The organism is Corynebacterium glyciniphilum AJ 3170 (assembly GCF_000626675.1).
In the GTDB taxonomy this organism is placed as follows: Bacteria; Actinomycetota; Actinomycetes; order Mycobacteriales; family Mycobacteriaceae; genus Corynebacterium; species Corynebacterium glyciniphilum.
This window is the reverse complement of the sequence record NZ_CP006842.1, coordinates 478,301-504,498: the sequence shown is the minus strand read 5'-3', so window position 1 is coordinate 504,498 and position 26,198 is coordinate 478,301. Positions and strand designations below refer to the sequence as shown.

Annotated in this window: 27 protein-coding genes and 1 tRNA gene; 11 read left to right on the top strand and 17 right to left on the bottom strand. The window is 65.9% G+C overall.

Annotated features, from left to right (window positions below; translation table 11 throughout):
* Positions 1-57 precede the first annotated feature (57 nt).
* Complete coding sequence (locus tag CGLY_RS02400) at positions 58-1,152, top strand: LLM class flavin-dependent oxidoreductase (RefSeq protein ID WP_052539514.1); 1,095 nt, start codon at positions 58-60, stop codon at positions 1,150-1,152.
* Positions 1,153-1,162: 10 nt separating this feature from the next.
* Here CGLY_RS02400 and CGLY_RS02395 read toward each other — a convergent pair whose 3' ends face one another.
* The 5 genes from CGLY_RS02395 to CGLY_RS02375 form a co-directional block, all read right to left on the bottom strand.
* Entirely contained in the window at positions 1,163-1,963 is an 801-nt protein-coding gene (locus tag CGLY_RS02395; protein WP_038545845.1) for an ABC transporter ATP-binding protein, read from the bottom strand.
* On the bottom strand, positions 1,960-3,006 hold the full coding sequence (locus CGLY_RS02390; protein WP_038545843.1) for a FecCD family ABC transporter permease: 1,047 nt from the start codon (positions 3,004-3,006) through the stop codon (positions 1,960-1,962). Before CGLY_RS02390 ends, CGLY_RS02395 begins: the two co-directional genes overlap by 4 nt.
* A complete protein-coding gene (locus CGLY_RS02385; protein ID WP_038545840.1) occupies positions 3,003-4,052 on the bottom strand; it encodes a FecCD family ABC transporter permease in 1,050 nt (349 codons plus the stop codon). The genes CGLY_RS02390 and CGLY_RS02385 overlap by 4 nt, the downstream gene beginning before the upstream one ends.
* A gap of 14 nt (positions 4,053-4,066) precedes the next feature.
* Complete coding sequence (locus CGLY_RS02380; RefSeq protein ID WP_052539513.1) at positions 4,067-5,116, bottom strand: iron-siderophore ABC transporter substrate-binding protein; 1,050 nt, start codon at positions 5,114-5,116, stop codon at positions 4,067-4,069.
* 144 nt (positions 5,117-5,260) lie between these two features.
* On the bottom strand, positions 5,261-6,028 hold the full coding sequence (locus CGLY_RS02375; RefSeq protein WP_227590349.1) for a helix-turn-helix domain-containing protein: 768 nt from the start codon (positions 6,026-6,028) through the stop codon (positions 5,261-5,263).
* Between the two features lie 67 nt (positions 6,029-6,095).
* Here CGLY_RS02375 and CGLY_RS02370 point away from each other — a divergent pair, with 67 nt between their 5' ends.
* Together CGLY_RS02370 and CGLY_RS02365 are read left to right on the top strand one after the other, a co-directional pair.
* Positions 6,096-7,097 (top strand): ABC transporter substrate-binding protein, encoded by a 1,002-nt coding sequence (locus tag CGLY_RS02370; protein WP_227590348.1) that lies wholly within the window; start codon positions 6,096-6,098, stop codon positions 7,095-7,097.
* Between the two features lie 47 nt (positions 7,098-7,144).
* Positions 7,145-7,954 carry a crotonase/enoyl-CoA hydratase family protein gene (locus tag CGLY_RS02365; RefSeq protein ID WP_038545834.1) on the top strand — a complete coding sequence of 270 codons (810 nt, stop codon included), beginning with the start codon at positions 7,145-7,147 and terminating at the stop codon, positions 7,952-7,954.
* Between the two features lie 16 nt (positions 7,955-7,970).
* Here the strand turns inward: CGLY_RS02365 and gluQRS are convergent, their stop codons facing one another.
* Complete coding sequence (gluQRS, locus tag CGLY_RS02360) at positions 7,971-8,885, bottom strand: tRNA glutamyl-Q(34) synthetase GluQRS (RefSeq protein WP_038545830.1); 915 nt, start codon at positions 8,883-8,885, stop codon at positions 7,971-7,973.
* A 56-nt stretch (positions 8,886-8,941) separates the two neighbouring features.
* Here gluQRS and CGLY_RS02355 point away from each other — a divergent pair, with 56 nt between their 5' ends.
* The 3 genes from CGLY_RS02355 (at position 8,942) to CGLY_RS02345 (ending at position 12,229) form a co-directional block, all read left to right on the top strand.
* A complete protein-coding gene (locus CGLY_RS02355) occupies positions 8,942-9,820 on the top strand; it encodes a hypothetical protein (RefSeq protein ID WP_038545826.1) in 879 nt (292 codons plus the stop codon).
* A gap of 86 nt (positions 9,821-9,906) precedes the next feature.
* Entirely contained in the window at positions 9,907-10,518 is a 612-nt protein-coding gene (locus CGLY_RS02350; protein ID WP_052539512.1) for a PadR family transcriptional regulator, read from the top strand.
* Positions 10,502-12,229: an ABC1 kinase family protein gene (locus CGLY_RS02345; RefSeq protein WP_038550940.1), complete on the top strand. Its 1,728-nt coding sequence runs from the start codon at positions 10,502-10,504 to the stop codon at positions 12,227-12,229. Before CGLY_RS02350 ends, CGLY_RS02345 begins: the two co-directional genes overlap by 17 nt.
* Before the next feature lie 79 nt (positions 12,230-12,308).
* On the opposite strand, the gene CGLY_RS02340 is transcribed toward CGLY_RS02345, so the two are convergent.
* A complete protein-coding gene (locus CGLY_RS02340) occupies positions 12,309-13,322 on the bottom strand; it encodes an NADP-dependent oxidoreductase (RefSeq protein ID WP_038545823.1) in 1,014 nt (337 codons plus the stop codon).
* A gap of 108 nt (positions 13,323-13,430) precedes the next feature.
* Between CGLY_RS02340 and tgt the strand changes: the two genes are divergently transcribed.
* Positions 13,431-14,744, top strand: a complete 1,314-nt coding sequence (tgt, locus tag CGLY_RS02335) for a tRNA guanosine(34) transglycosylase Tgt (RefSeq protein WP_038545819.1) — start codon at positions 13,431-13,433, stop codon at positions 14,742-14,744.
* Here the strand turns inward: tgt and CGLY_RS02330 are convergent.
* Positions 14,702-15,193 (bottom strand): MarR family winged helix-turn-helix transcriptional regulator, encoded by a 492-nt coding sequence (locus CGLY_RS02330; RefSeq protein WP_038545816.1) that lies wholly within the window; start codon positions 15,191-15,193, stop codon positions 14,702-14,704. The two genes, tgt and CGLY_RS02330, sit on opposite strands and share 43 nt — an antisense overlap.
* A 90-nt stretch (positions 15,194-15,283) precedes the next feature.
* Between CGLY_RS02330 and CGLY_RS02325 the strand changes: the two genes are divergently transcribed.
* Positions 15,284-16,069, top strand: coding sequence for an SDR family NAD(P)-dependent oxidoreductase (locus tag CGLY_RS02325; protein ID WP_038545807.1), 786 nt, complete (start codon positions 15,284-15,286; stop codon positions 16,067-16,069).
* 60 nt (positions 16,070-16,129) lie between these two features.
* Here the strand turns inward: CGLY_RS02325 and CGLY_RS02320 are convergent, their stop codons facing one another.
* Positions 16,130-17,005, bottom strand: coding sequence for a phosphotransferase family protein (locus tag CGLY_RS02320; RefSeq protein WP_038550939.1), 876 nt, complete (start codon positions 17,003-17,005; stop codon positions 16,130-16,132).
* A gap of 172 nt (positions 17,006-17,177) precedes the next feature.
* On the opposite strand from CGLY_RS02320, the gene CGLY_RS02315 reads away from it, so the two are divergent.
* Together CGLY_RS02315 and CGLY_RS02310 are read left to right on the top strand one after the other, a co-directional pair.
* Positions 17,178-17,612: a carboxymuconolactone decarboxylase family protein gene (locus CGLY_RS02315; RefSeq protein WP_038545804.1), complete on the top strand. Its 435-nt coding sequence runs from the start codon at positions 17,178-17,180 to the stop codon at positions 17,610-17,612.
* Positions 17,609-18,496 (top strand): sigma-70 family RNA polymerase sigma factor, encoded by an 888-nt coding sequence (locus tag CGLY_RS02310; protein WP_052539508.1) that lies wholly within the window; start codon positions 17,609-17,611, stop codon positions 18,494-18,496. Before CGLY_RS02315 ends, CGLY_RS02310 begins: the two co-directional genes overlap by 4 nt.
* Positions 18,497-18,521: 25 nt before the next feature.
* Here the strand turns inward: CGLY_RS02310 and CGLY_RS02305 are convergent, their stop codons facing one another.
* From CGLY_RS02305 to CGLY_RS02290, 5 genes are all read right to left on the bottom strand, one after another.
* A complete protein-coding gene (locus CGLY_RS02305; protein ID WP_038545801.1) occupies positions 18,522-21,020 on the bottom strand; it encodes an MMPL family transporter in 2,499 nt (832 codons plus the stop codon).
* 132 nt (positions 21,021-21,152) lie between these two features.
* A tRNA-Ser gene (locus CGLY_RS02300) sits at positions 21,153-21,242 on the bottom strand.
* Positions 21,243-21,290: 48 nt separating this feature from the next.
* Entirely contained in the window at positions 21,291-21,458 is a 168-nt protein-coding gene (locus tag CGLY_RS17660) for a hypothetical protein (RefSeq protein ID WP_169736914.1), read from the bottom strand.
* Between the two features lie 66 nt (positions 21,459-21,524).
* A complete protein-coding gene (locus CGLY_RS02295; RefSeq protein WP_038550936.1) occupies positions 21,525-21,953 on the bottom strand; it encodes a nucleoside deaminase in 429 nt (142 codons plus the stop codon).
* Positions 21,954-22,003: 50 nt separating this feature from the next.
* Entirely contained in the window at positions 22,004-22,540 is a 537-nt protein-coding gene (locus CGLY_RS02290; protein WP_038545799.1) for a tRNA adenosine deaminase-associated protein, read from the bottom strand.
* Between the two features lie 38 nt (positions 22,541-22,578).
* On the opposite strand from CGLY_RS02290, the gene CGLY_RS02285 reads away from it, so the two are divergent.
* Entirely contained in the window at positions 22,579-23,586 is a 1,008-nt protein-coding gene (locus tag CGLY_RS02285; RefSeq protein WP_052539506.1) for a prephenate dehydrogenase, read from the top strand.
* On the opposite strand, the gene CGLY_RS16620 is transcribed toward CGLY_RS02285, so the two are convergent.
* Genes CGLY_RS16620 through CGLY_RS02270 form a run of 3 tightly spaced genes read right to left on the bottom strand, consistent with a single transcriptional unit; the run spans position 23,583 to position 26,168 of the window.
* The gene (locus tag CGLY_RS16620) at positions 23,583-24,590 is read right to left on the bottom strand and encodes a hypothetical protein (protein ID WP_144313616.1); all 1,008 of its coding nucleotides are present in this window, start codon (positions 24,588-24,590) and stop codon (positions 23,583-23,585) included. The two genes, CGLY_RS02285 and CGLY_RS16620, sit on opposite strands and share 4 nt — an antisense overlap.
* A 26-nt stretch (positions 24,591-24,616) precedes the next feature.
* Positions 24,617-25,519 carry a serine hydrolase gene (locus CGLY_RS02275; protein WP_227590347.1) on the bottom strand — a complete coding sequence of 301 codons (903 nt, stop codon included), beginning with the start codon at positions 25,517-25,519 and terminating at the stop codon, positions 24,617-24,619.
* Positions 25,503-26,168 carry a hypothetical protein gene (locus CGLY_RS02270; RefSeq protein ID WP_052539504.1) on the bottom strand — a complete coding sequence of 222 codons (666 nt, stop codon included), beginning with the start codon at positions 26,166-26,168 and terminating at the stop codon, positions 25,503-25,505. The genes CGLY_RS02275 and CGLY_RS02270 overlap by 17 nt, the downstream gene beginning before the upstream one ends.
* Between the last annotated feature and the right edge of the window lie 30 nt (positions 26,169-26,198).

Genomic DNA, 26,198 nt, shown 5'->3' with positions numbered 1-26,198 from the left:
CAACGATCACAGAGGACGCCCCGACCGCAGCAAGAGAAATAAAGGTAGGCTCACTTTATGTACCTTGGCGTCCTCCCCTCGAGCCCCTGGCAGCACCAGCGTATCTGGCCGGAATCCCCCGAATTCTGTGCCCGGGCGATGGACCCGTCACTGTATGAAGAACTCGCCCGTGACTGTGACGCCGCCGGCCTTGACTTCCTCTTCCTCCCCGACAAACACGTCGCCAACGCTTCTCCACCTGACCCATCCATCGCGGACTCGTGGTTCGAGCCGATCACGCTGCTCTCCTATCTTGCAGCCGTCACCTCCCGCATCGGCCTGGTTCCCACGATGTCCACGACCTGGTACGAACCGTTCCCACTGGCACGCCAGATTCTCAGCCTCGACCACCTTTCACACGGACGGGCCGGGTGGAATGCCGTGTCCTCGCACCCGGGGCTGGAGCAGTCCAACTTCGCCCACCGTCCCGCGACCTCGCGAGAACAGATGAAAACCCGTCATGCGGAGGCCGTGGCGCTGGTCAAACATCTCTGGGAATCCTGGGCTGCCGACGCAGTCGTGGCAGATCCTGAACACCGTCGGTGGTTCCGCCCAGGGGCCGTCCGCCCCGTCGACCACCACGGCGAGCACTTCGATGTGTCCGGCGCGTTGACTCTCCAACGGTCACCGCAGGGTAGGCCCGTCGTGGTGATGGCCGGTGCCTCCGACAGTTTCCTGCGCACCGCCGCGAACGACGCTGATGTGGTATTCACGGCACTCAACGACATCGACACGGCGCGCACGACGGCTGACACTCTACGCGCGTTCGCCGCTGAGGCAGGAAGGACGGGGGCGAACGCTCCTCGTCTGATGCCCGGCTTCTTCCTGTCCTCCTGTGGTTTTCCGGAGTTCGGCAGCTCCAGTGAACAGCAGGTCCGCGGTCTGCACTTCCACTCCCCTGCCTCGTCCGACCCTGCATCAGGTGCCCACGTCGCCGCAGACATGGTACGCATCGCCGACAAGGCCGGCCTGGACGGGTTCATCCTGATGCCCCGGGCCATTCCCGAAGACATCCGTTTCCTCTGTGACGAGGTACTCCCCGAGCTCGTTGCGCTGGGGGCTCGTCCCCGTCTCTCCGGCACTTCTACCCTGCGCGCGAACCTCGGGCTCTGACGGTTTTCCCTCACAGCACCCGGTGGCGGCCGATAGGCAGCACCAGCGGTGTCCCGGACACCGGATCCTCGATGATCCGGGAATGTAGCCCGAAGACCTTCTCCACCCGCTCTTCGGTGAAGATCTCGGACGGCGCACCCACCGCCTCCACTCCCCCGTCGGCGATCATCACCACCTGGTCGCAGTAGCGCGCCGCGAGGTTCAGGTCATGCAGCACCATGACGATCGTGATCCCGGCGGAGTTGTTCAGGTCGGTGAGAAGGTCGAGTACCTCGACCTGGTGCGAGACGTCCAGGAACGTCGTCGGCTCGTCCAGCAGCATCAGGTCAGTCTGTTGCGCCAACGCCATAGCGATCCACACGCGCTGGCGTTGCCCTCCCGACAGCTCGTCGACTGCCCGGTCCGCCAATGCGGCGGTACCGGTGGTGTCCAGGGCGAAGGCGACGGCGTCATCGTCAGCGGCCGACCATCGCGACATGATGCCCTGGTGCGGGTGCCTCCCGCGGCCCACCAGGTCCGCCACAGTGATGCCCTCCGGGGCGATCGGCGACTGGGGCAGCAGGCCGAGCGTTCGTGCAAGTTCCTTGGCAGGACGGGAGTGCACGTCTTTGCCGTCTAACAGGACCTGCCCCGAGGCAGGTTTCAACAGGCGCGACATCGACTTCAACAACGTCGATTTTCCGCAGGCGTTCGCGCCGATGATGCCGGTGACTTTCCCCGGCAGGACGGAAAGGTCGATGCCACGGATCACGGTCCGGTCGCCGTACCCCAGGGTCAGGTCGTCGACGGTCAGCGTGTGGTGGGTCGTCACAGTGCACCTCCAGTGGCGTTGCGCCGGTTGGTCCGGATGATGAGGTAGATCAGGTAGGGTGCGCCGAGGACGCCGGTGATGACCCCCACGGGGTAGCGGGCGTCGAATGCCCACTGTCCGGCGAAGTCAGCGACGAGGACCAGCAGACCCCCGACAAGGGCGGACGGGATGAGCAGATTGGTTCCCGGCCCGACGAGTCGTGCTGCGATCGGACCGGAGAGGAAGGCCACGAAAGCGATCGGTCCGGCCGCCGCAGTGGCGAAGGCAATGAGCCCGACGCCAGCGATCACCAGGACCAGCCTGGTGACGGAGACACGGACACCGAGCGCACCGGCAGTCTCGTCGCCCAGCTGGGTGATCGCGAGATTGCGCCACTGCGCCAGCAGCACCGGTACCAGCACCACGAGGGCGACGAGAACGAGAAGGACGTCTTCCCAGGTGGCGTTGTTGAGACTGCCGGTGAGCCACCGCATGGCGGTCTGGGTGTCCCAGCTCTGTGCCATGGACAACTGCCAGTTCGTGAGACTGGTGAGGATCGCTGACACACCGATGCCGACCAGAATCAGGCGCGTCCCGGCGACTCCGCCTTTCCAGGCGAGGGCGAACACCAGGACCGCCACGGCCAGACCGGCGGCGATCGCGAAGGCGGAGACACCTGCCTGGCTGAGTGAGAGGGTCAGGATGGCGAACACGGCCGCCGCCGAGGCACCGGAGCTGATACCGATGATGTCGGGGCTGGCCAGAGGATTACGCAGCATCGTCTGGAAAACCACGCCGCCGAGTCCGAACGCCAGGCCGCAGACCACTGCGAGGGATGCGCGGGGCAGGCGGAGTCGTCCGACGGTGAAACTGGCACCAGGAACCGTCTCCCCGGTGGCTACGCGCCACACGTCCTTCAACGGGTAGACGGTGTGACCATACGACAGGGAGACCAGGTACATCGCGACAACCAGGACGGCCAGGATCCCGACAAGGATCCACCACCGCCGGAGACGTCCCCGGCGTTCTGCGGCCACGGCCGCGACAGTGGAGGGTATGGTCACAGGGCACGCACCTTCTGACGTCGGACGATGGCGATGAAGACCGGTGCGCCGATCAAGGCGGTGAGGATACCGACCTCCAGCTCGGAGGGCCGGGCCACGATGCGACCCAGCACGTCCGCGGCGACGAGCAGCACGGCACCGGTCACCGCCGAGAACGGAATCAGCCAGCGGTGGTCGACACCCACGAGCAATCGGCAGGCGTGTGGGACGACAAGACCGACGAAGCCGATAGGGCCGGTCACCGCCGTCACCGCCCCACAGAGGATGACTGCGCCGAGAGCAGCCGCGGCACGGGTCCGCGCAACCCGTTCCCCCAGACCTGCGGCTAGTTCATCACCGAGGGCGAGGGAGTTCAGGCCACGGGCCGAGAGCAGACAGATCAGAAACCCCACCACCAGGAACGGTGCGACGAGCCGGATCGATGCCCAGGTACCGCCACCGACACCGCCGATCTGCCAGTCCCGTGCCACGTCGACGAGATCGGTCCGGGTCAGCATGATCGCACTGATGAAGGAGGTCAATGCCGCAGCCGTGGCAGATCCGGCCAGGGCGAGTTTCAGTGGCGTGGCACCACCGTGGCCGAGTGAGCCGATGACATAGACGACGACGGCAGTGACCGCCGCCCCTGCCATAGCCACCCAGATGAACTCTCCCGGGGTGCTCAGGCTGAGGTAGGCCATGCCCAGGACGACAGCGAGGGCTGCACCGGTGTTGACCCCCAGGATCCCCGGATCGGCCAGTGGGTTGCGGGTGACTCCCTGCATCACTGCTCCGGTGACACCGAGTGCGGCCCCGGCGATGACCGCCAGGACGGTACGGGGAATACGGGTGGCGACGGCAGCCTGGTCGAATCCTTCCGCCGCGCCGGTGTAGGCGGCGAGGATGTCCTCGAGTCCGACGCTGCGCGAGCCTACGGCGGTAGAGACTGCCATGACGACCAGCAGGGCAGCGACCGCGAGAAGTAACCAGAGGGTGCGCATCGCCGTCGAGCGGCGCAGACGCTCGGCCGTGCTCTCAGCGGTACGTGTGGGCGTGCTCGTCGTCATTGCGGGGGCCGGTGTCAGCTCTCACTCTTGGCGGCAGCGTCGGAGAGCACCTTGACATAGTCGTCGAGGATGTACGGGATGCCCAACGGGGTGGGCATCGCTGCGGTGCCGAGTTCGTCGTTCTCCAGCAGGACGACGGCGTCGTTCTTGATCGCGGGAATCTGCCCGAGCACCGGGTTGTCCTTCATGGCGTCGAGCAGTTCCTGGTCACCGTAGGTCACGATGATGTCGACGTCGTCGAAGACGTCAGCCTGCTCGGTACTGATGGTACCGCTGAACGAGTCATTCTCCTCGGAGAACTTCTTGATGGAATCCGGGGCCTCCATGCCCAGGTCCTCGAAGAACATCGGGCGGGTGTCGTGGCTGGTGTAGAAGCTGACTTTACTCAGGTCTCCGATCTCCACGTGGGTGAGGAACATGGTCTTCTTGCCCTTGATCTCCGGGTTGGCGTCGGCGACCTCGGTGATCTGCGACTCGAGGTCAGCGATGAGGTCCTTGCCCTCGTCCTCCTTGCCGATGGCCTTCGACTCGATCTCGATGTTCTCGCGCCACGGAGTGCCCCAGGCAACCTGGTCCTGGGGGAAGGGGATCGTGGGTGCGATCTCGGAGAGTTTGTCGTAGTCCTCCTGCTCCAGCCCCGAGTATCCGGCGAGGATCACGTCCGGCGCGGTGTCGGAGACCGCCTCGAAGTCGATGCCGTCGGACTCGTCGAACAGGACAGGCTCGTCGTCGCCGCTGACTCCGAGTTCGTCGAGCTGCTCCTGCACCCAGGGCAGGACGTCAGAGCCGCCGAAGTTCGCCTTGGCCATGCCCACCGGGACCACACCGAGTGCCAACGGGACTTCCTGGTTCTCGAACTGGACGGTGGCGACGCGCTCCGGTGTGCCCTCGATCTCGGTGCTGCCGAATGCATGCTCGATGGTGATCGTATCGCCGGAGCTGTCGCCGTCACCTCCGCTTCCACCGTCATCGGAGGAGCAGGCGGTCAGTACGAGACCGAAGACAGCCAGCAGCGAGATCAACAACGTACGGAGCGGTGTGCCCCGGAACGGTGTGCGGGTCATGGGGTCGAACCTTTCGGCGGGAGGGAAACGTCAGAGGTGCCACGCCCGGATAAGGCATGCCTGCTCAAAGTAGCTTTGAGGGTACCCTGTTCGCAATCACGCATTCAGGACAGACAGTTTCGCCGATCGGACAGTGGTCCGCCGCTATTCCGGAGACCTGAACTGCCCCGGCGTCAGGCCCGTCGCCCGTCGGAATGCGGTGATAAAAGCGCTCGCCGACCGGTACCCGACCTGCTCCGCCACATCGGCGATCTCATCTCCCGCGCCCAGCAGCACCACCGCACGATTCATTCTGGCCATCGCAATCCATCTGCTGAATCCCAGCCCGGTCTCCGCCTCAAAGGTGCGGGTGACCGTCTTCGTACTCACGCCGAGACGGGTCGCCCACACACTCAACGTGGTCTGGTCCGCTGGATTGTCCCGCACCCTCTCGACGATCGGACTGATCAGCTCCGACGTCGGCACAGAAAGGACAAGCTCCTTCTCGGACGGCGTGATGACGTCGAGGATCATCCGCTCGGTCAGCTCACGGGAGCGCTCACCGAGCCCCTTGACACCAAGCCGGTCAATGAGGAGGCCGAGCAGCGGGGTGAGCTCCACAGTGACCGGGTCCTCCCCCAACGCCGGGGTGTCGACAGTGAAGTGGACGGTGCGCTGACGTGACCCCGCGTGAGCACGTCCGGCATGCACCAGCCCGGCCGGAATCCACAATGCCACGCCTCCCGCGATCGTCCATACACGCTGACCGACCCTCACGGCACCGGAGCCGTAGTCGTGCCAGAGAAGCTCATGGGTGGGGTGCGAGTGGTCACCCCAGACGGTGTCCCTGGCGAAGACCTCCTCCCACCCGAACGCCCGGACGTCGAAGCTGAGTTCACCTGCCCGGTAGAACGGCAGGCTCCTGCTCTCCACCGTCACCGGTCAGAGTCCCATAAGAGGTATTCCATAGTCCCAGTAACTTAGTATAGGCTTCGCTACCATGACAACTTTCCCCGCACAAAGTCGCCGCCGACGCGGCACCGCTACCGCCGTCCTGTGCCTGGCTACCGCCGTCCTGACCGCCTGCTCCAACGACAGCGACGAGTCCAGTTCCACCGGTTCCCCGGATGCTGCGCCCGAGACCGTCTCGGTCACCCACTCCATGGGCACCACCGATGTTCCGACGAATCCGGAGAAGGTCGTGAGCTTCTCCCCCGCCTGGACCGATGCTTTCAGCGCCCTCGGTGAACCTGTCGACATCGAGTACCGCATCGACGGATATGACAACGACAAACCCTGGGCAAACAACGACTCAGGGCAGGTCGAGACCTACTCCGCGGGCGCGGACGGCAGAAGTGACAACAGCGAGGACATCGCCGCGGAGGATCCGGACGTCATCTTCGTCAGTTATGTTCCTGACCAGGCCACCTACGACAAGCTCAACGCCATCGCACCGACGATCGCCGTCGTCGGGGACAACACCCAGTCGGACGACTGGCGTGAGGTGACCGAACTCGCCGGCCAGATCCTCGGCAAATCCGACGAGGCCACTGGACTGATCCAGGACGTGGACGACAAGATCAATGAGACGAAGGACGCGCATCCGAGGCTCGACGGTGCCAGCGCCGCCTTCGGGCAGATCAGCGAGCAGGGCCTCGCGGTGGTCACCGACGACAATGACCCTGCGAACAAGTTCCTGAGTGACCTGGGCATGAGCGTGCCCGAGGAGATCAGGGCCGCCAGCCAGGACGGCTCACGTGCCTTCATCGCCGAGGAGAACATCGACATGCTGAACACCGACTTCCTGGCGATGTGGGCCATCGGGGTCGACCCGTCGAGTCTCAACGGCTGGGACCAGCTCACCGCTGTTGAAAGTGGGGCCGCATACCTACCGGACCAGACGTCAGCGATGGCGCTGAGCCAGCCCACGGTGGCGTCGGTGCCGTGGACCGTTGACGAACTGGATGACAGCTTCACGGCGGTGGACGAGTCGCGCGCCTGACAGCCGTTCACGCACGCCGGCGTGTTGTGTGCTCTAGCGTTGGCCCCATGACTGGTCTCCCCACCCTCACCATTACCGACGGCCCCACCCGGATCGCCCACGTCCGGCTCGACCGTCCGGACAAGCTGAACTCCCTCACACTCGAGATCCTCGACGAGCTGGTGTCTATCACGCACCGTATCCGCAAGGACCGGACGATCCGTGCCGTGGTCCTTTCCGGTGAGGGCCGCTCCTTCAGTGCCGGGCTCGACTTCGGAACCGTAATGAAGACTCCGGGGGCAATGGCACTGTCGTTCCTGTCCCGCCCGTGGCGCGGGACGAACCAGTTCCAGGAAGCATGCTGGGGGTTCCGCCGCCTGCCTGTCCCGGTGATCGCCGCCGTGCACGGGCACTGTTTCGGTGGCGGTCTGCAGTTGGCACTCGCCGCCGACTGGCGGTTCACCACCTCCGACGCCCAGTGGAGCATCATGGAGGCGAAGTGGGGTCTGATTCCCGACATGTCCGGGATGCAGGCGTTCAAGCAACAGTTGCCGGCGGACGTCCTGAAGAAACTCACGATGACCGGCGAGGTCTTCGACGGCCACGCGGCGGTAGAATATGGACTGGCCAGCGAGGTCTCCGAAAAACCGGTGGAGGCCGCTGAAGCACTCGCCGCGCTGATCGCGACCCGCTCACCCGACTCCGTGGCCTACGCCAAGAAGCTCGTCGACGAGACCTGGACGTCCGGCGCCCGAGTCACCTTCCTCCGGGAACGGCTTCGCCAGTTCCGACTGCTCACCGAGAAGAACACGCGGATCGCGCAGAAAGCGGCGGCGGAGAAGGTCGCCCCGGTGTTCCGGAAACGGTCGGTCCGCTGAGGCTGTGCGCAGGGGTTCACCCCTCCCAGGTGACCGGCACATGACTCAGCAACGCCGGATCAGCCAGCGCCTCCTCCCCGATCGAGCGGTCAATCCACTCCCGCGCCGCACGCCCTTTCTCCCTGAGCGTCTCGCCCGGCATCTCACGCAGCGTGACCGCCCCGTCCCGCTTCGCCAGTCGTTCACCGGTGGGTCCGAGCACCAGGGGGACGTGTACGTACTCCACCTCGGGCAGCTCCAGCAGGTGTGCCAGGTACGCCTGCCGCGGCGCGGAACTCAACAGGTCATCACCACGGACGACCTGGTCGACTCCAGCCAGTGTGTCATCGACGACGACGGCGAGGTTGTAGGCGAAACCCACGTCGGCGCCCCCCTGGCCACCTCGCCGCAGCACCATGTCATCGACGTCGCCGGTGTAGTGGCCACCCTCGACGGCGAAAGCCTCCCGCACCGTCCACTCACCGACGTGTGCGCGCAGCCGCAATGACGGGACCCGGCCCTCCGCCGCGAGGGCGTCCCGTCGGCTCTCCCGCTCGGTGTCATCCAGGTCCCGGCAGGTGCCGGGATAGTGGCCGGGGACAACGTGCGGAGCGCGGGCGGCCTCGCGGATGTCCTTGCGGGAGCAGTAGCACTCGTAGACCATGCCATCCTCCTGGAGTCGCTCCAGGGCAACGTCGTACCGGTCGACGGTCTCCGACTGCCGAGCCACTGCCCCGCCCCAGGTGACACCGACGGCGTCGAGATCCTCCAGCTGACGGTCAGCCGAGATCTCCGAGGACCGTGACGCGTCGATGTCGTCGATACGGAGGACGAATCCACGCCCCGTGGCACGCGCCCAGGCTTCGGCGAGAACAGCGGTACGCAGGTTACCGAGGTGCAGATCGCCGCTGGGGCTCGGGGCATAGCGGCCGTTGGTGCGGGAGTCTGTCATAGCATTCAGGATAACGCCGTCCGACGACATCCCCGGTCTCGGGGAAGAATGGGGCCATGAGCATCGACCTGACTCTCGCGTCACAGTTCATGACCACCCACGCCCGCGTCCTCGACTGTCGGCGGTTCGAGGTGCTGACCACCGGAACCGGGCAGGAGGCGGTCATCCGCGGCCTCGACGCCTACCGGAACCCCGACGGCGGATACGGATGGGGCCTGGAACCCGACCTGCGGGCCGCAGAGAGTCAGCCGGCCGGTGCACTGCACGCCCTCGAAGCACTGGTCACTGCTGTTCCTGCGAGGTCTCCGCACACCGTTGCGCTGCTTGACTGGCTGCAGTCGGCGACCTTGCCGGACGGCGGCCTGCCGTTCGCGCTCCCTATCGCCGATCCGTCCGGCTGTGCGCCGTTCTGGGCCCAGACGGACCCGTCAGAATCCTCGATACAGATCACGGCGGCGGTCGCCGCCCAGGCGCATCTGCTCGCCCGCACCGATGCAACCGTGCGGGATCACCCGTGGTTGTCGACAGCCACCCGTTACTGTTTCGACGCGATCCGTGACATGGACGCCCCACCCTCCGCCTACGTCCTCTCCTTCGCACTGCAACTGCTCGACGCAGCCTGTGGCAGTGAGACCGCGGGGCTGATCAACCACCTGAGCAGGTTCGTCCCGGCGGACGGTGCAGTCCCCGTGGCGGGTGGGGCTGAGGGCGAGACCCTCCACCTTCTCGACATCGCCCCGTTCCCCGGACATCCCGTTCGCAGGCTGCTGGACGGCCGCGCGGTCGCTGCGGACCTGGACCGACTGGCGGAGTCGCAGTGCTCCGACGGCGGCTGGCCGGTCGACTTCACCAGCTACTCGGCCGCCGCCCCGCTGGAATGGCGTGGCCACGCCACGGTGCGTGCCGTCGAGGTGCTCCGCGCCAACGGCCGCTGACCGGTAACTCCCAGGTGCCGGACAGGGAGCGCAGGTAGCGTTGGAGTGGTCCATCTTTCCGTCACCAGGCGCATGGAGGCGCTGACATGGGATACTCTCACCAGAACCGATACGACGGCGCCCCGGATCCGGCGGCGCTGTGGAACCTTCTCGAGAACGTGCGGGGCTACCTGCCGCTCCCGTCGCAGGCCACGCCGCAGGAGCAGACGCGACCCCGTCGGAGCGTCCACGCGACAGTACTCGAGGTCCTCTCCGACGGGCCCCGCCACGGCGGTCAGGTCGTCCGCGAGATCGCTGACCGGCACGACGCACAGGACGGTCATGAGCCGCCGGGCGCCGCGGATGTCTATCCGGAGTTGCAGCTCCTCGTTGACGAGGGACTGGCCACCGTGGAGGAGTCCGACGGCCGTCGGACGTACACCTTGACCGAAGCGGGGCGAGCTGAAGCTACCGAGGTCAGCGAAGACGAGACTGCCCCGGCACCGTGGGACGCGTTCACCCGACTGTTCGACGGCCGCGGGGAACTGCCGAAGTCCGGGGTGAAGCTCGGCCAGGCGGTGCACCAGATCGCTCTCAGTGGCAACGAAGACCAGCGCCGTCGTGCGACTGCACTGCTCGACGAGACCCGCCGAAAGATCTACGCCATCCTCGCTGAGGACACCCGCGGCGACGGTGCCGACGGTGTCCCAGAAGACTGACCAGCGGCGCGGCGAGCGAGGTCTTCGCCGCCGTTACCGGCGCATCATCGCCTTCGGCCTACGGTTGATGGTGCAGATGTGGTGGTTCGAGATTGTGCTGCCACGTCTCGGTCTGCGGAAGCTCAGCCAACGCGGACAGGAGCGCCGGTTCGTCCGCGCCGCTGCCCGGTTCCGTGTGTTGGCGACCAGTCTCGGCGGGTTGATGATCAAGGTCGGCCAGTTCATGTCGACGCGTATCGACATCCTGCCGTCGTCCGTCACCGATGAACTCGCCGAATTGCAGGACAAGGTCCCGGCGGAGAACTTCGACGCCATGCGCTCGCTGGCGGAGGCCGAGCTGGGCATGCCGCTTGACCGGGCCTTCGACGCGTTCACTCCGACACCCCTGGCGGCGGCGTCCCTGGGTCAGGCGTACAAGGCACGTCTGAGGTCACAGGAGGCCGCCGACGTCGGTTTCACCGATGTCGTGGTGAAGATCCAACGACCCGGGATCGCCGACATCGTGGAGGTTGACCTAGCCGCCCTCCGCCGTATCGCCCGCTGGCTGTCACGGATCCGCTTCATTTCTGTCCGTGCGGATGTCCCCGCCCTGGTCGAAGAATTCGCCCGTACCAGCTACGAGGAGATCGACTACCTGCACGAAGGAGCGGAAGCAGATGCTTTCCGCACAAGCTTCCAGGCAGCGTCCCCGCTCGTGGACGCACCCACGGTCGTCTGGGAGCGCAGCGTCCGGCGCGTCCTGACGCTACAGGACGTCACGGCGATCAAGATCAGTGACGTCGACAGTCTGCGCGCCACCGGGATCGACCCGTCCGTGGTTGCCGAACGGCTCGCCGAGTCGATGTTCACGCAGCTCTTCGAGACCGGCCACTTCCATGCCGACCCTCACCCAGGGAATATCTTCGTCACGCCGGACGCTGCCGACGACACCGGTGGGTTCCGTCTGACCTTCATCGACTTCGGGATGACCGGCACCGTGGACGACGAACTGAAGTCGCAGCTCCAGGACCTGGTTGTCGCGGTAGGCATGCAGGACGGTCCGGGCATGGTCGCCGCCATGAAGCGCCTGGGTGTGCTGCTCCCTACCGCGGACACCGCGGAGCTCCAGGTGGCAGTGACCGAGCTCTTCGCCCGCTTCGGCGGGATGGGAGTAATGGATCTGCAGCACGTCGACCCCCGTGAGTTCGAGGACTTCGCCAGGCGGTTCCGCGATGTCATCCGCTCAATGCCGTTCCAGCTTCCGGAGAACTTCCTGCTGATCATGCGGGCGGTGTCGATGCTCTCCGGGCTGTGCTCCACCCTGGACCCCCGGTTCAATATCTGGGATTCGGTGGAGCCTTTCGCTGCACGCTTGATCAGGGAACGCGCAGGTTCTTCGGCGAAGGACCTGGCCCACCGTGCGCTCATGACGACGGTGACCACGGCTCGGGTACTCGGACGGCTGCCCCGTCGCCTGGACAACGCGATCACCATGATCGAAAGCGGCGACCTGTCGGTCAACACCCCGCAGGTCGAGCGGCAGCTCAAACGCCTGGAGCGCGCGGCGGTGCGCGTCGTCGCCGCGATCATCTTCGTCGGGCTCGTCATCGGTGGCGCGGTACTCCGCGGCGGCGCCGACGGTGGTGCCGCCCAGGTGGTCGGGACGGCCATGATGGTGATCTCGGTGCTGCCGTTACTGTACGCGCTGGTGGGCGGACGCGGGACCGGGTAGCCTTCCCGGGCATGGCTGACCATGTCCGCAGCGCATGCGGGCACGACCACCTCGTCAACCCTCCACACACTGACGCCTGTCAGTCGACCTTGACGACAAGCTTTCCGAAGTTCTTGCCCTCGAGCATGCCGATGAAGGCGTCGGGCGCGGTGTCGAAGCCCTCGACGACCTGTTCACGGTAGCTGATGGTGCCGTCGGCGACCTTCGGCCCGATCTCGGCGAGGAACTCGGGGTAGTACTCCTCGGCGAACTCGGTCTGGATGAACCCGCGGATGAGCAGGCTCTGGGCCAGGATCGTGCCCATCGCTGCCGGCAGCCGGTCACGGTCGCCGGCGTCGGTGGAGTTGTACTGGGAGACCAGGCCACACACCGGCACGCGGGCGAACTTGTTCAGCAGCGGCAGGACGGCGTCCCACACCGCACCGCCGACGTTCTCGTAGTAGACATCCACGCCGTCGGGGCAGGCGTCGGCGAGTTTCTCGGCGAAGTCAGGGTCACGGTGGTCCACCACCGCGTCAAAGCCGAGTTCGTCACGAACGAATGCGCATTTCTCTGGGCCACCGGCGATACCGACAGCACGGGCGCCGGCAAGTTGGGCGAGCTGCCCGACCATCGAGCCGACAGGGCCGGACGCCGCCGCGACGGCGACCGTCTCGCCCTGCTTGGGTTGCCCGATGACCTTCATCCCGGCGTAGGCGGTGAACCCAGGCATGCCCAGGACGCCGAGAGCGGTGGTCGACGGAGCGCCGTGGGTCTGCAGGGTCCGCACGTGCGTCGCCGGAACCACGGCGTGGGTGCACCACCCGGTATGGGCGCGGACGAGGTCGCCTACCTCGAAGTCGGGATGGCGTGAGACGGTTACCTCGGCGACTGTCTCCCCCTGCATCACGCCGTCAACGGGGACGGGGGCGGCGTAGGATTTCGCGGCGCTCATCCGTCCCCGCATGTACGGGTCGAGGGACAGATACTGCACCTTCAGCTCAAGCTCCCCGTCGCCGACCTGCGGCAGCGTGACCTCCTCGGTGCGGAAGTTCTCCGCAGTCGGCGCGCCTGTGGGGCGGCTGGCGAGGACGATCTGACGTGCGGTAGTCATGGAGGCATCTCCTTGATGAGTTCGGGAACGGAGTTCGTTTCTCCATCCGCCGAGGGTAGCCACTGAACCTGTCAGCGGCACACAGGGTGTCGGATAGAATGACCCACCATGACTGAGTCCGCCGTCTCCCCGGCCCCTGCAGCACATGACACCACTTTCGAGCTCGGCACCAGGGTCGGCTCCGTTGACGGCGCACCCGCCCACGGTCGCACGGGCGTGATCCACACACCGCACGGGGACATCCACACACCCGCCTTCATCCCGGTTGCGACGAAGGCGACAGTGAAGACACTCACCCCGGAGCAGGTCCGCTCGACGGGGGCAGAGGCGATGCTGTCGAATGCGTACCATCTCTACCTGCAGCCGGGCGAGGACATCGTGGACACGGCCGGCGGCGTCGCGGCGTTCGAGAACTGGCACGGCCCGACCTACACCGATTCCGGCGGATTCCAGGTGATGAGCCTGGGGGTCGGGTTCAAGAAGGTCCTGGCGATGGATGTCGCGAACCTCACCGAGGGCGATATCCGCGCGGTGAAGAAGGAGCGCATGGCCCTGGTGGACGAGGACGGCGTGGATTTCCGCAGCATCATCGACGGTTCGAAGCACCGTTTCACTCCGGAGAAGTCGATGCAGATCCAGCACGGGCTCGGGGCTGACATCATGTTCGCCTTCGATGAGCTGACCACGCTGGTGGACACCCGGCTCTACCAGGAGGAGTCGGTGGAGCGGACCCACCGCTGGGCACGACGCTGCCTGGTGGAGCACGACCGGCTGACCGGCGAACGCAGTCACCGGCCGTTGCAGTCGCTGTGGGGCGTGGTCCAGGGCGCGCAGTACGAGGACCTGCGTCGTCAGGCGGCGCGAGGCCTGGTCGAGCTGTCGAAGGAGGCGGAGGAGGCGGGTCGCCGCGGGTTCGGCGGGTTCGGCATCGGTGGCGCCCTGGAGAAAGAGAACCTCGGCGTGATCACGGGCTGGGTCTGTGACGAACTGCCGGACGAGAAGCCCCGCCATATGCTCGGGATTTCGGAGCCGGACGACCTGTTTACCGCCATTGCCGCAGGAGCGGACACCTTCGACTGCGTGGCACCGACCCGGCTGGCGCGCCGTGGCGGGGTGTACACGCTGGACGGTCGCCTGAACCTCATGGCGGGACGCCACCGTCGCGACTTCATACCCATCGATGCGTCGCTCGGCGGCTATGTGTGCGACCACTACTCGAGGGCGTACATCCACCACCTGCTGCGCGCGAAGGAATTCCTGGCTGGCACCCTGTGCACCCTGCACAACATCCACTTCATGGCGACGTTGACCCGGAACATCCGCACGTCCATCGACGAGGGTCGCTTCGAGGAGTACCGCGACGAGTTCCTCGGCCGCTATTACGCGGACACTCCCCCGGAACTGCGCGGACGCCAGCCCTGATCCTCACGTATCGCGCTGGTGATCCGCCGGGTGATCTCCGAAAGCTGCGAGACCTGGGTGTCTGTCAAGGAGTCGAAGACAAGGCGCCGCACGAGGGCGACGTGGCCGGGCTCCGCAGCGCGCACGGCGGTCTGCCCCGCAGCCGTCAGGATCGCTACGGTGACGCGACCGTCCGACGGGTCAGGTATGCGGCGTATCCAGTCCCGTTTCTCCAACCTGGCTACCGCTCTCGACAACCGTGACAATGTGCTGTTCGCGTAGTCGGCGAGCTGGCTCATCCGAAGCGTGGAATCCTCTGCCTGCGAGAGCGCATAGAGGATCCCGTATTCGAAGTGGCTGAGCCCGGAGTCCCGCTGCATCTGTTCGTCAAGCGCCGCAGGCAACCACTCCAGGAGTGTGGCCAACGACGCCCATGTCTCAAGTTCAGTGCGATCGAATGTCTCAGCCATGGCACTATCCTACGCATTTACTTGAACAGGAAAGTGATCAGGCGTAGCATTCACTTTCCCAGGAAAGTAAAAATCGAACGATGAGGCGGCATGGATCTTCAACTCGGCGGAAAACGTATCTTCATCAGCGGGTCAACCCAAGGAATCGGCTTTGCGGTGGCATCCGCCTGCGCCACTGAAGGGGCGAACGTCATCATCAATGGCCGTGAGTCAGCCGGCGTGGAGTGCGCCGTCGCGAGACTGCAGACGACCTCTCCGAGCTCACAGGTGTCCGGCATCGCGGCAGACCTCACAGACGCGGGGGGCGTGCAATCACTGCTGGACAACCTCGGTCCCGTAGATGTCCTGGTGAACAACGTCGGACAGTTCGACGTCCGTCCTTTCATGGAGATCAGCGACGAGGCGTGGCAACGATACGTCGACGTCAACCTGATGAGCGGTGTGCGTCTTGCACGCGGCTTGCTGGATGGCATGCTCACCCGGAACTGGGGCCGCGTGATCTTCATTGGTACGGAGTCAGCGGTGGACGTACCCGGCGACATGATCCACTACGGAGCAACCAAAGCTGCGTCACTGGCTGTGAGTAATGGACTCGCGAAACTGACCCGTGGCACCGGCGTCACGGTCAACACCGTCCTCGGCGGGCCGACCTACTCCGACGGGGTCGCACGAGTGGTGGAAACCATAGCCTCGGCACGGGCGGTACCGACAGATGATCTGAAGCAGGGCATGGTGCGGGGCACCTCGCTGCTGCAACGCTTCATCGAGCCGGAAGAGATCGCCGATGTCGTGACATACCTCGCGAGTCCGCGGTCGTCTGCGATCAATGGTGCCGCATTACGGGCGGACGGCGGGGTCCTCACTACACTCCTCTAGCTCACGTCTCATGAGTTTCCTTCAATGCGACTGCTGCCCCGTGCGGGACGGAGCCGGTTATCAGTACAGGTCCAGTGCCTCTGCGAGCATACGGTGTCCCTGCTGCTCAAAGGCGTGGTCTCCGACTTCCCGTGCCCAGACGGCCGTCCCCACCGCTTCCCGGATCTGATTGACGGCCCACGTACGCGGATCGCGGGGGTCCGAACCGTACCCCTCGAGAAAAGCCTGTTCAAGGTCGGGACGGCCACGCCACTGCTGCACAGCGAGCCGGCCCAGATCCGATTCCGCACTCCGGACATCGAAGCGTCCGAAGTCGATGATCCTCAGTGTGGCGCCGGCGATCAACCAGTTACGTGGCTGCCAGTCTCCGTGTGTAAGCACCCGGCGACCGGGGGCCGTCGGCGTGGTGCGTCGAGCACTGTCGGCGAGCACCCGTCTGACCGTGTCCACAGTGCTCGCACTGATCCGGTGGTCCCGGTCAAGGAGAGTAAGTGTCTTGGCCGTCATCCGTGATTCATAGTCAGGGTAATCCATGTCCGCCGGCACCGGCTCCTCATGAATCTTCGCCAGCAGAGCACCCGCCTGCCGGTGGACCTCCGGATCATATTCAGCTTCTGTCCCCTCAACCAGGTCCCCCTGGAGGTACTCGACTGCAACCACGTTGAGTTCTCGATCTGCTGCAAGAACTGCCCCGACAGTCCCCCGATCAAGAAAGGCCACGGGCACATGCTGTCGTCCCGTGATCTCCCGCCCGATATGTTTGTTCCGCCTACCGGCAGCCTTGACTATCATCTCCCGCCCGCCAGCCTCGGCGTGGAGCACCCGGGTGTCCGTCAACCCCCAGGAGAGGTCCTCGATCAGAACGACGGACGCACACTGCTCGACGATAAATGCCGCCTGATCCGACCCGAGTAGCCCTCGATCCCAGTGGTTCATGAGCATCTCCCCGACAACGTCCCCTCTTCCACCCGTATATTCCCTCGGCGGCAACCATCAGTCAAACCGGAACAGCACCGAACGCTCTGACCTGCAGATTGTCACATCGTCACCCGGTATCCCGTCTCTCCCCTGTCAACCTGTCCACCAGAACGCCAGAGGGATATCGACCATGACCCACCTTGACCTGATGAAAACCCATAAACGTACCTATGCCGCGGCGGGAGCCTTCGAATTCGCCGCCCGCAGCGGACTCGACCGCCGCACCCGCCTTCTCATCGAACTGCGTGCGTCCTTCCTCAACAGCTGCAGTTTCTGCATCGGCATGCACTCCGACGACGCCCTCAAACACGACTTCGGACAGGACTGGATCGACGCGATCCGGGACTGGACACCAGACAGCACCGACGCCCACTTCAGCGCGTCCGACAACCTCGTTCTTGCCTTCACCACGGCTGGAACGCGCCTCAGCGAAGACACCGATTTCGATGTCGAACTCCAGGAACAGGTGATCGAAGAGTTCGGTGAGAAGACCACCGGTGCCCTGATCAGTGAGATCGCCGCTATCAACATGTGGAACCGGCTGGGCGTACTCTCGCAGAAATGACGACCACCCCGACCTGGACCCGGGAACGCCCACGCCTGCTCGGCCTGGCCTATAGCGTGCTCGGAACCTGGGAGGACGCCGAGGACGCCGTCTCCGAAGCATGGTTACGCCTGCAGCGTGTCGCCGGAACAAGCCAGCAGCCGCGGGACGTGCCTGCCTGGCTGACCGTCGTCGTTTCCCGCCTTGCCCTCGACGCTGCGACGACCGCGGCGAAACGTCGCGAGTCCTACGTCGGGCCGTGGCTGCCCGAAATTTCCGTGCAGGACGACCCCGCCGAGTATGTTGTGCTCGGCGAAGGCGTCGATCTGGCGTTCGTCCGGATCCTCCAGTCACTTCGTCCCGTGGACCGGGTTGTCGTCGTCCTCAGCGACGTCGCAGGAATGTCCCACCAGGAGATCTCAGACATCGTCGGCAGCACCCCGGCGGCAACGCGACAGCGACTCCGTCGGGCCCGGACGACCCTGGCCACACCATCGTCGGATACGCACGCCCCCCGGCTGGTGGACCGCTCCCATCTGGACACCCTGGCCACCGCGCTGAATGCCGGGGACCTCGGCACTCTCGTGGAACAGTTGTCTGAGGGATGCATCCTGTGGACCGACTCCGGCGGTCTGACCAGGGCCGCACGCAACCCTGTGTACGGCAGTGACCGGGTCACCCGATTCCTTGCCGGTCTGATCAGCAAATACGGGATGCCCCGGGTGTCGGCCATCGACACCGCGGCTGGCCCGGTGCTCCGCGCGGTCTCCGAGGACATGACCCGTGTCGTCGTCCTCGAGACCGGTGGCGGAGTAGAGATCACCGGGATCCAGGTTCAGCAGAACCCCCACAAGATCGTCGCCCGTATGCCCCACGATCTGAGTCACCGCCCAGAACGATCATGAGGCAGAGATCGTTCTGAGGGGTGACTCAGATCCTCGCGGAAGCAGGCTCCTCCATGCGCTCAACCTTCCCGGAAGAGTAGGCGTCCTCCAACTTGGCACCTTCGACGTCCACCGACGGAAGAATCCGGTCCAGCCAGCGCGGCATGTACCAGGTGGCACGCCCGCACAGGAACATCAGTGCGGGAATCAGGGTCATCCTGATGAAGAAGGCGTCGAACAGCACGCCGACGCCCAGTGCGAAACCGAAGATCTGGATGAACGGCAGCGGCTGGGCAATGAAGGAGGCGAACACGCAGATCATGATCAATGCAGCTGCGGTCACCACCTTGGCACCGAGTCCGAAGCCGCCGATCACCGAGTCCTCGACGGCGTTGTACTTGCTGGTCTTCGCAGCCTCGTGGCTGTGCAGGGTAAACCGCTCCCTCATCCGGGAGACGATGAACACCTGGTAGTCCATCGCCAGGCCGAAAGTGACTCCGATGAGGAAGATCGGCATGAAGCTGATCAGGGGGCCGGGAGAGTTGATCAGGCCCCAGAGTCCTTCCTGCCAGAACAGGACAGTCACTCCGAAGGCCGCTCCCACGGACAACAGGAATCCTGCTGCTGCCATCACCGGCACCATGAGCGACCGGAAGACCATCAGCAACAGCACCAGTGCCAGGCCGACGACGAGAGCGAGGTAGATCGGCATCGCGTCGGACAACCTGTCGGTGACGTCCTGCTGGATCGGCACCAGACCGGTGATGCCCATGTCCACGCCGGTCTCGTTCTCCAGGATGCTCTGCTGAGACCGGAGCTGCTGGATGAGCTGCGCGGTGCGCTCATCGGTCGGACCGGTTTCCGGGGTGACCAGGATCTGTGCGGTTGAGCCGTCTTCCGAGGCACCGATCAGCTGCGAGTGTTTCACTCCGACGTTGTTGCCGAGCCGGTCCTTCACTGTCACGAACGCAGCCTGCGCCGGTTCGATCCCGCTGGAGACCAACGGTGCCAGTGCGGCGGAGTCCGGTTTCACGTCGTCGGTATTGACGATGACGAGGAACGGCGAGTTCCGCCCCGCGCCGAAGCCTTCCTCCAGCATCTCGGCGGACTGCCGCTGGGTACTGTCCACCGGGGACGTCTTGTCCGACGGCAGGGAAAGCTGCAGACTCATCGCCGGAAGAGTCAGCAGGACAAGTGACACGATCACGACGAGCAGAAAGCCTCCGGGCGCACGGTGGACAAGCTGCACCCACCGCGTCCCGAGGGACGCCCTGGAGGACGACCGTGCTCTCCGTGCCTTCTTCTCGTGCTGCCCGCGGGCCCGCCGTCGGGCGCCTCTGCTGCCGGAAGCTAACGCCGCTGCCACCGCATCGTCCGCCTCCTCGACCGTCATTCCGTCGCGGACTTTCGCGCCGACGGCCGCGTCCTTCCGGAAGACTCGGTTGCCGAAGGCACCGAACAGAGCGGGCACCAGGGTGAGCGCCACGAAGACGGAGAGCAGGACGGTGGCCGCCGCGGCGTAGCCCATGTAGGTGAGGAACTCGATGTTCGCTACGCGTAGGCCGACGAGAGCGATGATCACGGTCAGTCCGGCGAAGACGACTGCCGAACCGGCGGTACCCACCGCCAGGCCGGTGGCATCGGGTCTGGACCGGCCGTGTCGGAGTTCATCGCGGTACCGGCTCATGATGAACAGGGCGTAGTCGATCGCGACGGCCAGCCCCAGCATGATGCCAAGCACCGGAGTGATGTTGTTCAGAGGGACGAACGCGGTCGCACCGGTGATACCGAGCGCGCCGATGCCCACACCGACGACCGCGCTGATCAGCGGCATGCCCGCTGCTATGAGGGAGCCGAAGGTGATGAACAGGATGATGAACGCGGCCAGCAGGCCGATGGCCTCGCTGATCGGTTCGATGACGATCGGGTCACCGAAACCTGCGCCACCGGCCTCTGCTTTCAGGCCGGCGTCCCGCGCGATGTCGAGGGCGTCGTTGACCGCGTCCTTGTCGGCCGGAGTGACGTCGGCGGGCAGGTCGACGTCGAAGGCGAAGGAGGTGGTGCCGGTCCGCCCGTCGGGGCTGAGGGTGGCGACGTTGGCGGCATCGGCCTCAGCGACGTCACGGGGCAGCCCCATCTCGGTGGAGGTGTCGATGACCATCTGGGACTGTTGGTCATTGAAGACGACCGGGTTGCCGAAGGAGGAGTCGTCACCGAAATCATCGACGTTGGTACGGACAGCCTCGACGACCTCGTCGAGGACGCCCATGTACTTCTCGTCGCTGAGTTTCTCCCCTTCCGGGGCCTGGAACACCAGGTTCACGTCCGACGCCTCGGCGGGGTTGTCGGTGCCGGGGAACTCGTCCATGAGCATCTGAGTGGCGTGCTGGGACGGCACCCCGTCGATGCTGAAGACGTCGTTGTAGCCCTTCTGGATCACCAGTGACCCACCACCGACGGCGGCGAGCAGAACCGCCCAGATCCCGATGACGAGCCACCGCCTCAGGTAGGACCACCGGCCGAGTCGGAACAGGAAAAGAGCCACGGAGAGGTCAGCCTTCCACGTAGGAGCACAGTGCGAGAGACAATCCTAGCCCGTCCGCCTGAACCGACGCCTGTTTCGCAGCGGATCCCCAGCAACAACGAGAAAAACCCTCCCGTTGCCGGGAGGGTTCTGTGGCGGTGGCGGAGGGATTTGAACCCCCGGTCGCTGTTACACGACGCTCGCTTTCGAGGCGAGTACCTTCGGCCGCTCGGTCACGCCACCGCCGACAAAGGTACAACAACTGCACCCCGGCGAGCAAAACGCGGGAAACTACTTCCCGGACAGCTTGTCGAGTCCGTCCTTCAGGGTGCTCTTCGCTTTGTCAGCCTTGTCTCCGTCAGTGACCTTGTCGATGGCCTCGCCGGCCTTCTCCTCGACCTGGTCACGGTTGTCGTTGACGGCCTTCTTGGCCTTGTCCGCGAGTCCGCCGAAATCCATGGTGTCCAACCTCCGTGAAGGAACTGTGCTGTGGGTACTGCTCTGACGGGAACCAAGGATAGATGCTCAACGGCGACTGCGGAAGAACCCGCGGACAAGTTCCTCGCACTCCTCACTCAGGACGCCCCCGCGTACGGCGACGGTGTGCAGAGGGGATTCCCTCGCTACGTCGACCACGGACCCACACGCCCCTGTGCGCGGTTCATAAGCGCCGAAGAGGATGCGACCGATACGTGCGCCGACGGCAGCACCGGCACACATGGCGCAGGGTTCCAGGGTGACGACAAGGGTGCAGTCCTCCAGCCGCCACCCGTCGCCGAGGGCCGTCGCCGCGGCACGCAGGGCAAGTACCTCGGCGTGGGCGGTGGGGTCGGCGTCCACGTCCCGACGGTTCGTGGCGCTGGCCAGTTCCCGACCGTCGGGACCGACGACGACAGCGCCGACGGGAACATCGCTCTCCGGTGTAGACGCGGCGACGGTGAGGGCCCGACGCATCAGGGCGTCGTCACGCTCTTCACGGGTGGGACGAGGCAGGCCGGAACCGGTCACGCCCACCCGGTGTACCCGAGCTTGTCGAGGATCTCCGCGAGGTCGTCGTCGAAGCCGAGCTCCTCGGCCACGCGCATGAGCTGCTCAGTGGCGAGCATGTCGCCGTCATCCAGGATCACGGACAGGACCTGTTCGCTGACGCCGAGGTCGGCGAGGATGTCGAAGTCTCCTTCGGGCCAGGGGGCGTCGGGATCGTCGGCGTCATCGATGTCGTCGTCGGTGGGCCCGTCGACGTCGAGGTCGGCGAGGATGTCGCGGGCGAGGTCGATGCCGGGCTCGTCGTCGTCCTCGACGATCACGGAGGCGTCACTGAGCAGTAGCTGGGCGCCGCGTGGGCCGGGGCGCACCAGGGCACACCAGTCATCCTCGACACAGACCATGCCGAGCAGCACACCGGCGGCGCGGAGCCGGCCCAGGTCGGCCAGCAAGGGGCGCAGACCACCGGGGACGTTCTTCTCCAGGACGCGCAGGCGCCACGACGCGCCGCCGGAGTCACCCTCGGCGAGTTCGGCTGCGACGACGAATCCACTCATGCTCGCTAACCGTAGTCGCCCTGTGCCACACTTGAAAGGTGAACACTGCTTCCCCGTCCCCGGCCGCCACCTCCCCCCTGCCTGTCTGTGTGCTCGGCCTGGGTCTGATCGGTGGCAGTCTGGTGCGTGACCTGCGCGAAGCGGATCGTCCGGTGTTCGGGTGGAACAGGTCGCGGTCCACGGTGGACGCTGCCGCCGCCGATGGTGTCGACGTCTCCACCGACCTGGTGGCGACGCTACGCCGTGCCGCCGAACAGGACGCCCTGATCGTCCTGGGGGTCCCCGTCCCCGCGTTACCGTCGCTGCTTGACGCTGTCGCCGAGCACGCCCCGGACTGCGGGCTGACCGATGTGGTCAGCGTGAAGGGGGACGTCCTGTCACTGGTCACCGACCACGGGCTGGCGGCACGTTATGTCGGCGGTCATCCGATGGCCGGCACGGCGGACTCCGGCTGGGATGCCACGATGTGTGGGCTCTTCCGGGACGCGGTGTGGGTGGTCACCCACGACAATGCGCGGGACGACCCGGCCTGGGTGAGTACCTGGCGTCAGGTGGTGGAGATGGCCGAGGCCACCGGCGCGGTGGTCGTGCCGGCGCGTACCGCGGCGCATGACAGCGCGGTCGCCCGGATCTCCCACCTTCCCCACGTCGTCGCCGAGGCGCTCTCCATCACAGCGGACCAGGGGGGCGCTCTGGCGTTGTCGCTGGCGGCGACAAGTTTCCGCGACGGTACGCGGGTGGCAGGCACGGCACCGCGCCTGGTGCAGGCGATGTGTGAGAACAACCGTGACGCCCTGGTCACCGCGTTGAACGAAACGCTCGACCTGCTGACCTCCGCGCGAGACGCCCTCGCCGACCCCGACGGTGACCTCGGGCAGATGACCCGTGACGGGCATGACGCGCGTCTACGGTACGAGGCACGTGCCGGCCGGACGCGCGAGGCGCCGTCCAACCGGCCGTTCATCCAGGTGCAGCCGGGTGCCCCGGGCTGGGTGGACCAGCTGCACTACGCCGAAACCGTCGGCGCACAGATCGGTGTGTTCTAGCCGGCCTGGCACTCGGCGGCGCCACCGTTGGCGGACGCCTCGTCGATCAGGGGGGCGATCCGGCGGGTCATCTCGGCGACGGCCTCGCGGGCCGTCTCTTCCTGACCGTCTTCCGGAATCACGGCCACGGCGACGGGCACCTGAGCGTCGACCGGGCCGACGAGCCCGAACTCGCGCAGGATGAAGCTGCCGTCCGCTGTGTCGCCCCAGCCGCCTTTCACATGCGAGCCCTCGAGCTGCGCGAGCCCGGTGCTGTGTTCCTCAGCGAGACGCCCCATCGCGTCGAGTGGCTGCTCGGACCCGAGGACGCAGGCCATCCGGTTGGCGAAGATCGTCTGGTGGTCGAGGGTCCAGGCGATGTCCCCGAAGCCCTCGTAATCGTCACGGTTCCAGTCCACCGTGGTGTCGGTCGGATCGCCGCCCTGGCCCAGGACGCCGCCGAGTGCCGTGGCCGCCTCATCGTCAGACCCCAGGGACTCCCAGAGTCGCAGCGCGGCGTCATTGTCAGAGACGGTGATGGCTTCGTCGATGTCACCGGTCAGCTCTTCCACGGGACGACCGTCCTGCAGACTCTTCTGCACCGCGGCGATGGACACCGGAACCTTGATCGACGACAGCGCCGGGGCGTCCTGCAGTTCACCGACGTGGACGATTCCCCCGCCTGCCCGCATGGTCGTACCAGCGGTGACACCGAACTCCTCCGAGATGTCGTCGGTGACCCCCGCGAGGGCGACCCGGATGTTCTCCGCCTCCTCCTCGGAGGTCGGCGCCGAAGACGCTGCGACGTCCTGCTCAAGAGCACGCCGATGACGTTCTGCCTCATCCCCGTCATCTGCGGTGAGTCCGTTGAGGAACACGGCCACGCTCAGGATGGCGAGCAGCAGGCCGCCGACGACCCAGAGATTCCGCTGGCTCGCCCGTACCGTGCCCGCCGAGGGATCCGGCGCACGGTGATGCGTTCCCGTTGTTCTCGCTGACTTTGCTGCCCTGCGTACCACAGCCATCGACACTAGCCCACGCTGTGGAGAATTCAGCAGTCGCCGTCCGCGGCTACCCCGTGAGCACCGGCGACGGTGTCCCAGACCGATTCAACGATCTGGTCGAGCACCCCCTGGGCGGACTCGTAACTGCCGTCCGTTGCGGTGGCTGCGACCGCGACGGGCACCATCGTGCCGTCCTGCGCGGGAATCAGACCGAACTGACGGAGCAGGTACGTTCCGTCCTCCCCTGGCCCCCAGCCGCCCTTGAACCGGGCCCCGTCGAACCGCCCGAGCCCGTAGGACTGGTCGGAGCTCACGTGCCCCATCGCGTCGAGGACGGGGCCTGAGCCGCTGATGCAGCGCAGCTCCGAGGCGAAGGTGGCCTGGTCGTCGAGTGTCCAGGCAGTCTGCCCGAATGTACTGAACTCGGCACGCCGCTTCTCGGCAGGCACCGTGGTGGTCATGTCGCCGCCGTCCCGCAGGACGTCCTGCACGGCCGCGGCGGCATCAGCCGGGCCGCCGAGCGATGCCCAGAGTGCCTCGGCGGCGTCGTTGTCGGAGACGGTGATCGCCAGGCGCATCTGGCCGGCGAGGGTCTCGTCGCCCGGCGCGTTGTTCAGTGCGGCGATGGCCAGTGGCACCTTGCTCGTGGACCACGCCGCGTCGGAGAGGTCTGCCAGGGATCCGCCGGAACGCTCATCACCGGCGTCGAGCAATACAACCCCGGCCTCACCGGGAACGGTGGGGAGGTCCAACGACTCACTGTCGGCTGTCGGGCCGGGTTCTCCGCCGGTGGTCGGGGCCGGACCGGTGGTGACAGCCACGGTCCCCGCGTCCGAGGTCCCGGTCGAGCTGTCCCGGTCAACGTCGCCGATGACACACCCGGTGAGTAGCAGGGACATCGCCACGACCCCGGATGTGGCCCACCCCACCCGGCTACGCAATGTAGACATGCGCGTTGTTCCCGCCGGCGCAGTGGACGTAGCTTCCTTCGTCGGTGCAGGTCATCTGGTAACTGTCACCGGTGACGGGGCTGCGCACGTCGATGGTCTGGTCGGTCTCCCGGTTGTCGAGGTAGGCGTCGACGAAGGCGTTGCGGACGGCCTCAGCGAACTCGTCGCTGGTGTAGTTGTCGCCGGTGGGCGGTGACTTGTACACGGAGTTGAAGTCGCCGGTGGGGTCATTGTTCCGTGCGGCGTCGTTCACCGGTTCGGCCCCCGACGGCAGGTCCGGCCGGTCAGGTCGGGCGGCGCTGCTGGTGTCCGAGGGAGTCTCCTCGGTCGTCTCCTCACCCGTCTCTTCCTCGGACGGTGAGGCGGGCTGACTCGTCATCGACGCCGGTGCAGCCGCACCGTCGGAGGAGGAACCGAAGAGGTCGTCCCACTTCCAGACCAGCAGAGCAGCGACGAGGAGGATGATCAGCACCGGGACGACCACCAGGAGGATCCGACCGGCCGATGACCTGTCTGCACTGTAGGCCTGCTGTGGATAGGGTTGCTGGCCCCACTGTGGGTAAGGGTTCTGGTCGCCGCCGGGGGCGGGACGGAACTCGCGGGTGGAGTCGTCTCCGTCCCTGCGTCCCCAGCCGTCGTTCTCAGCCATCGTCAGCCCTTAACCTTTCCGCACACAGGA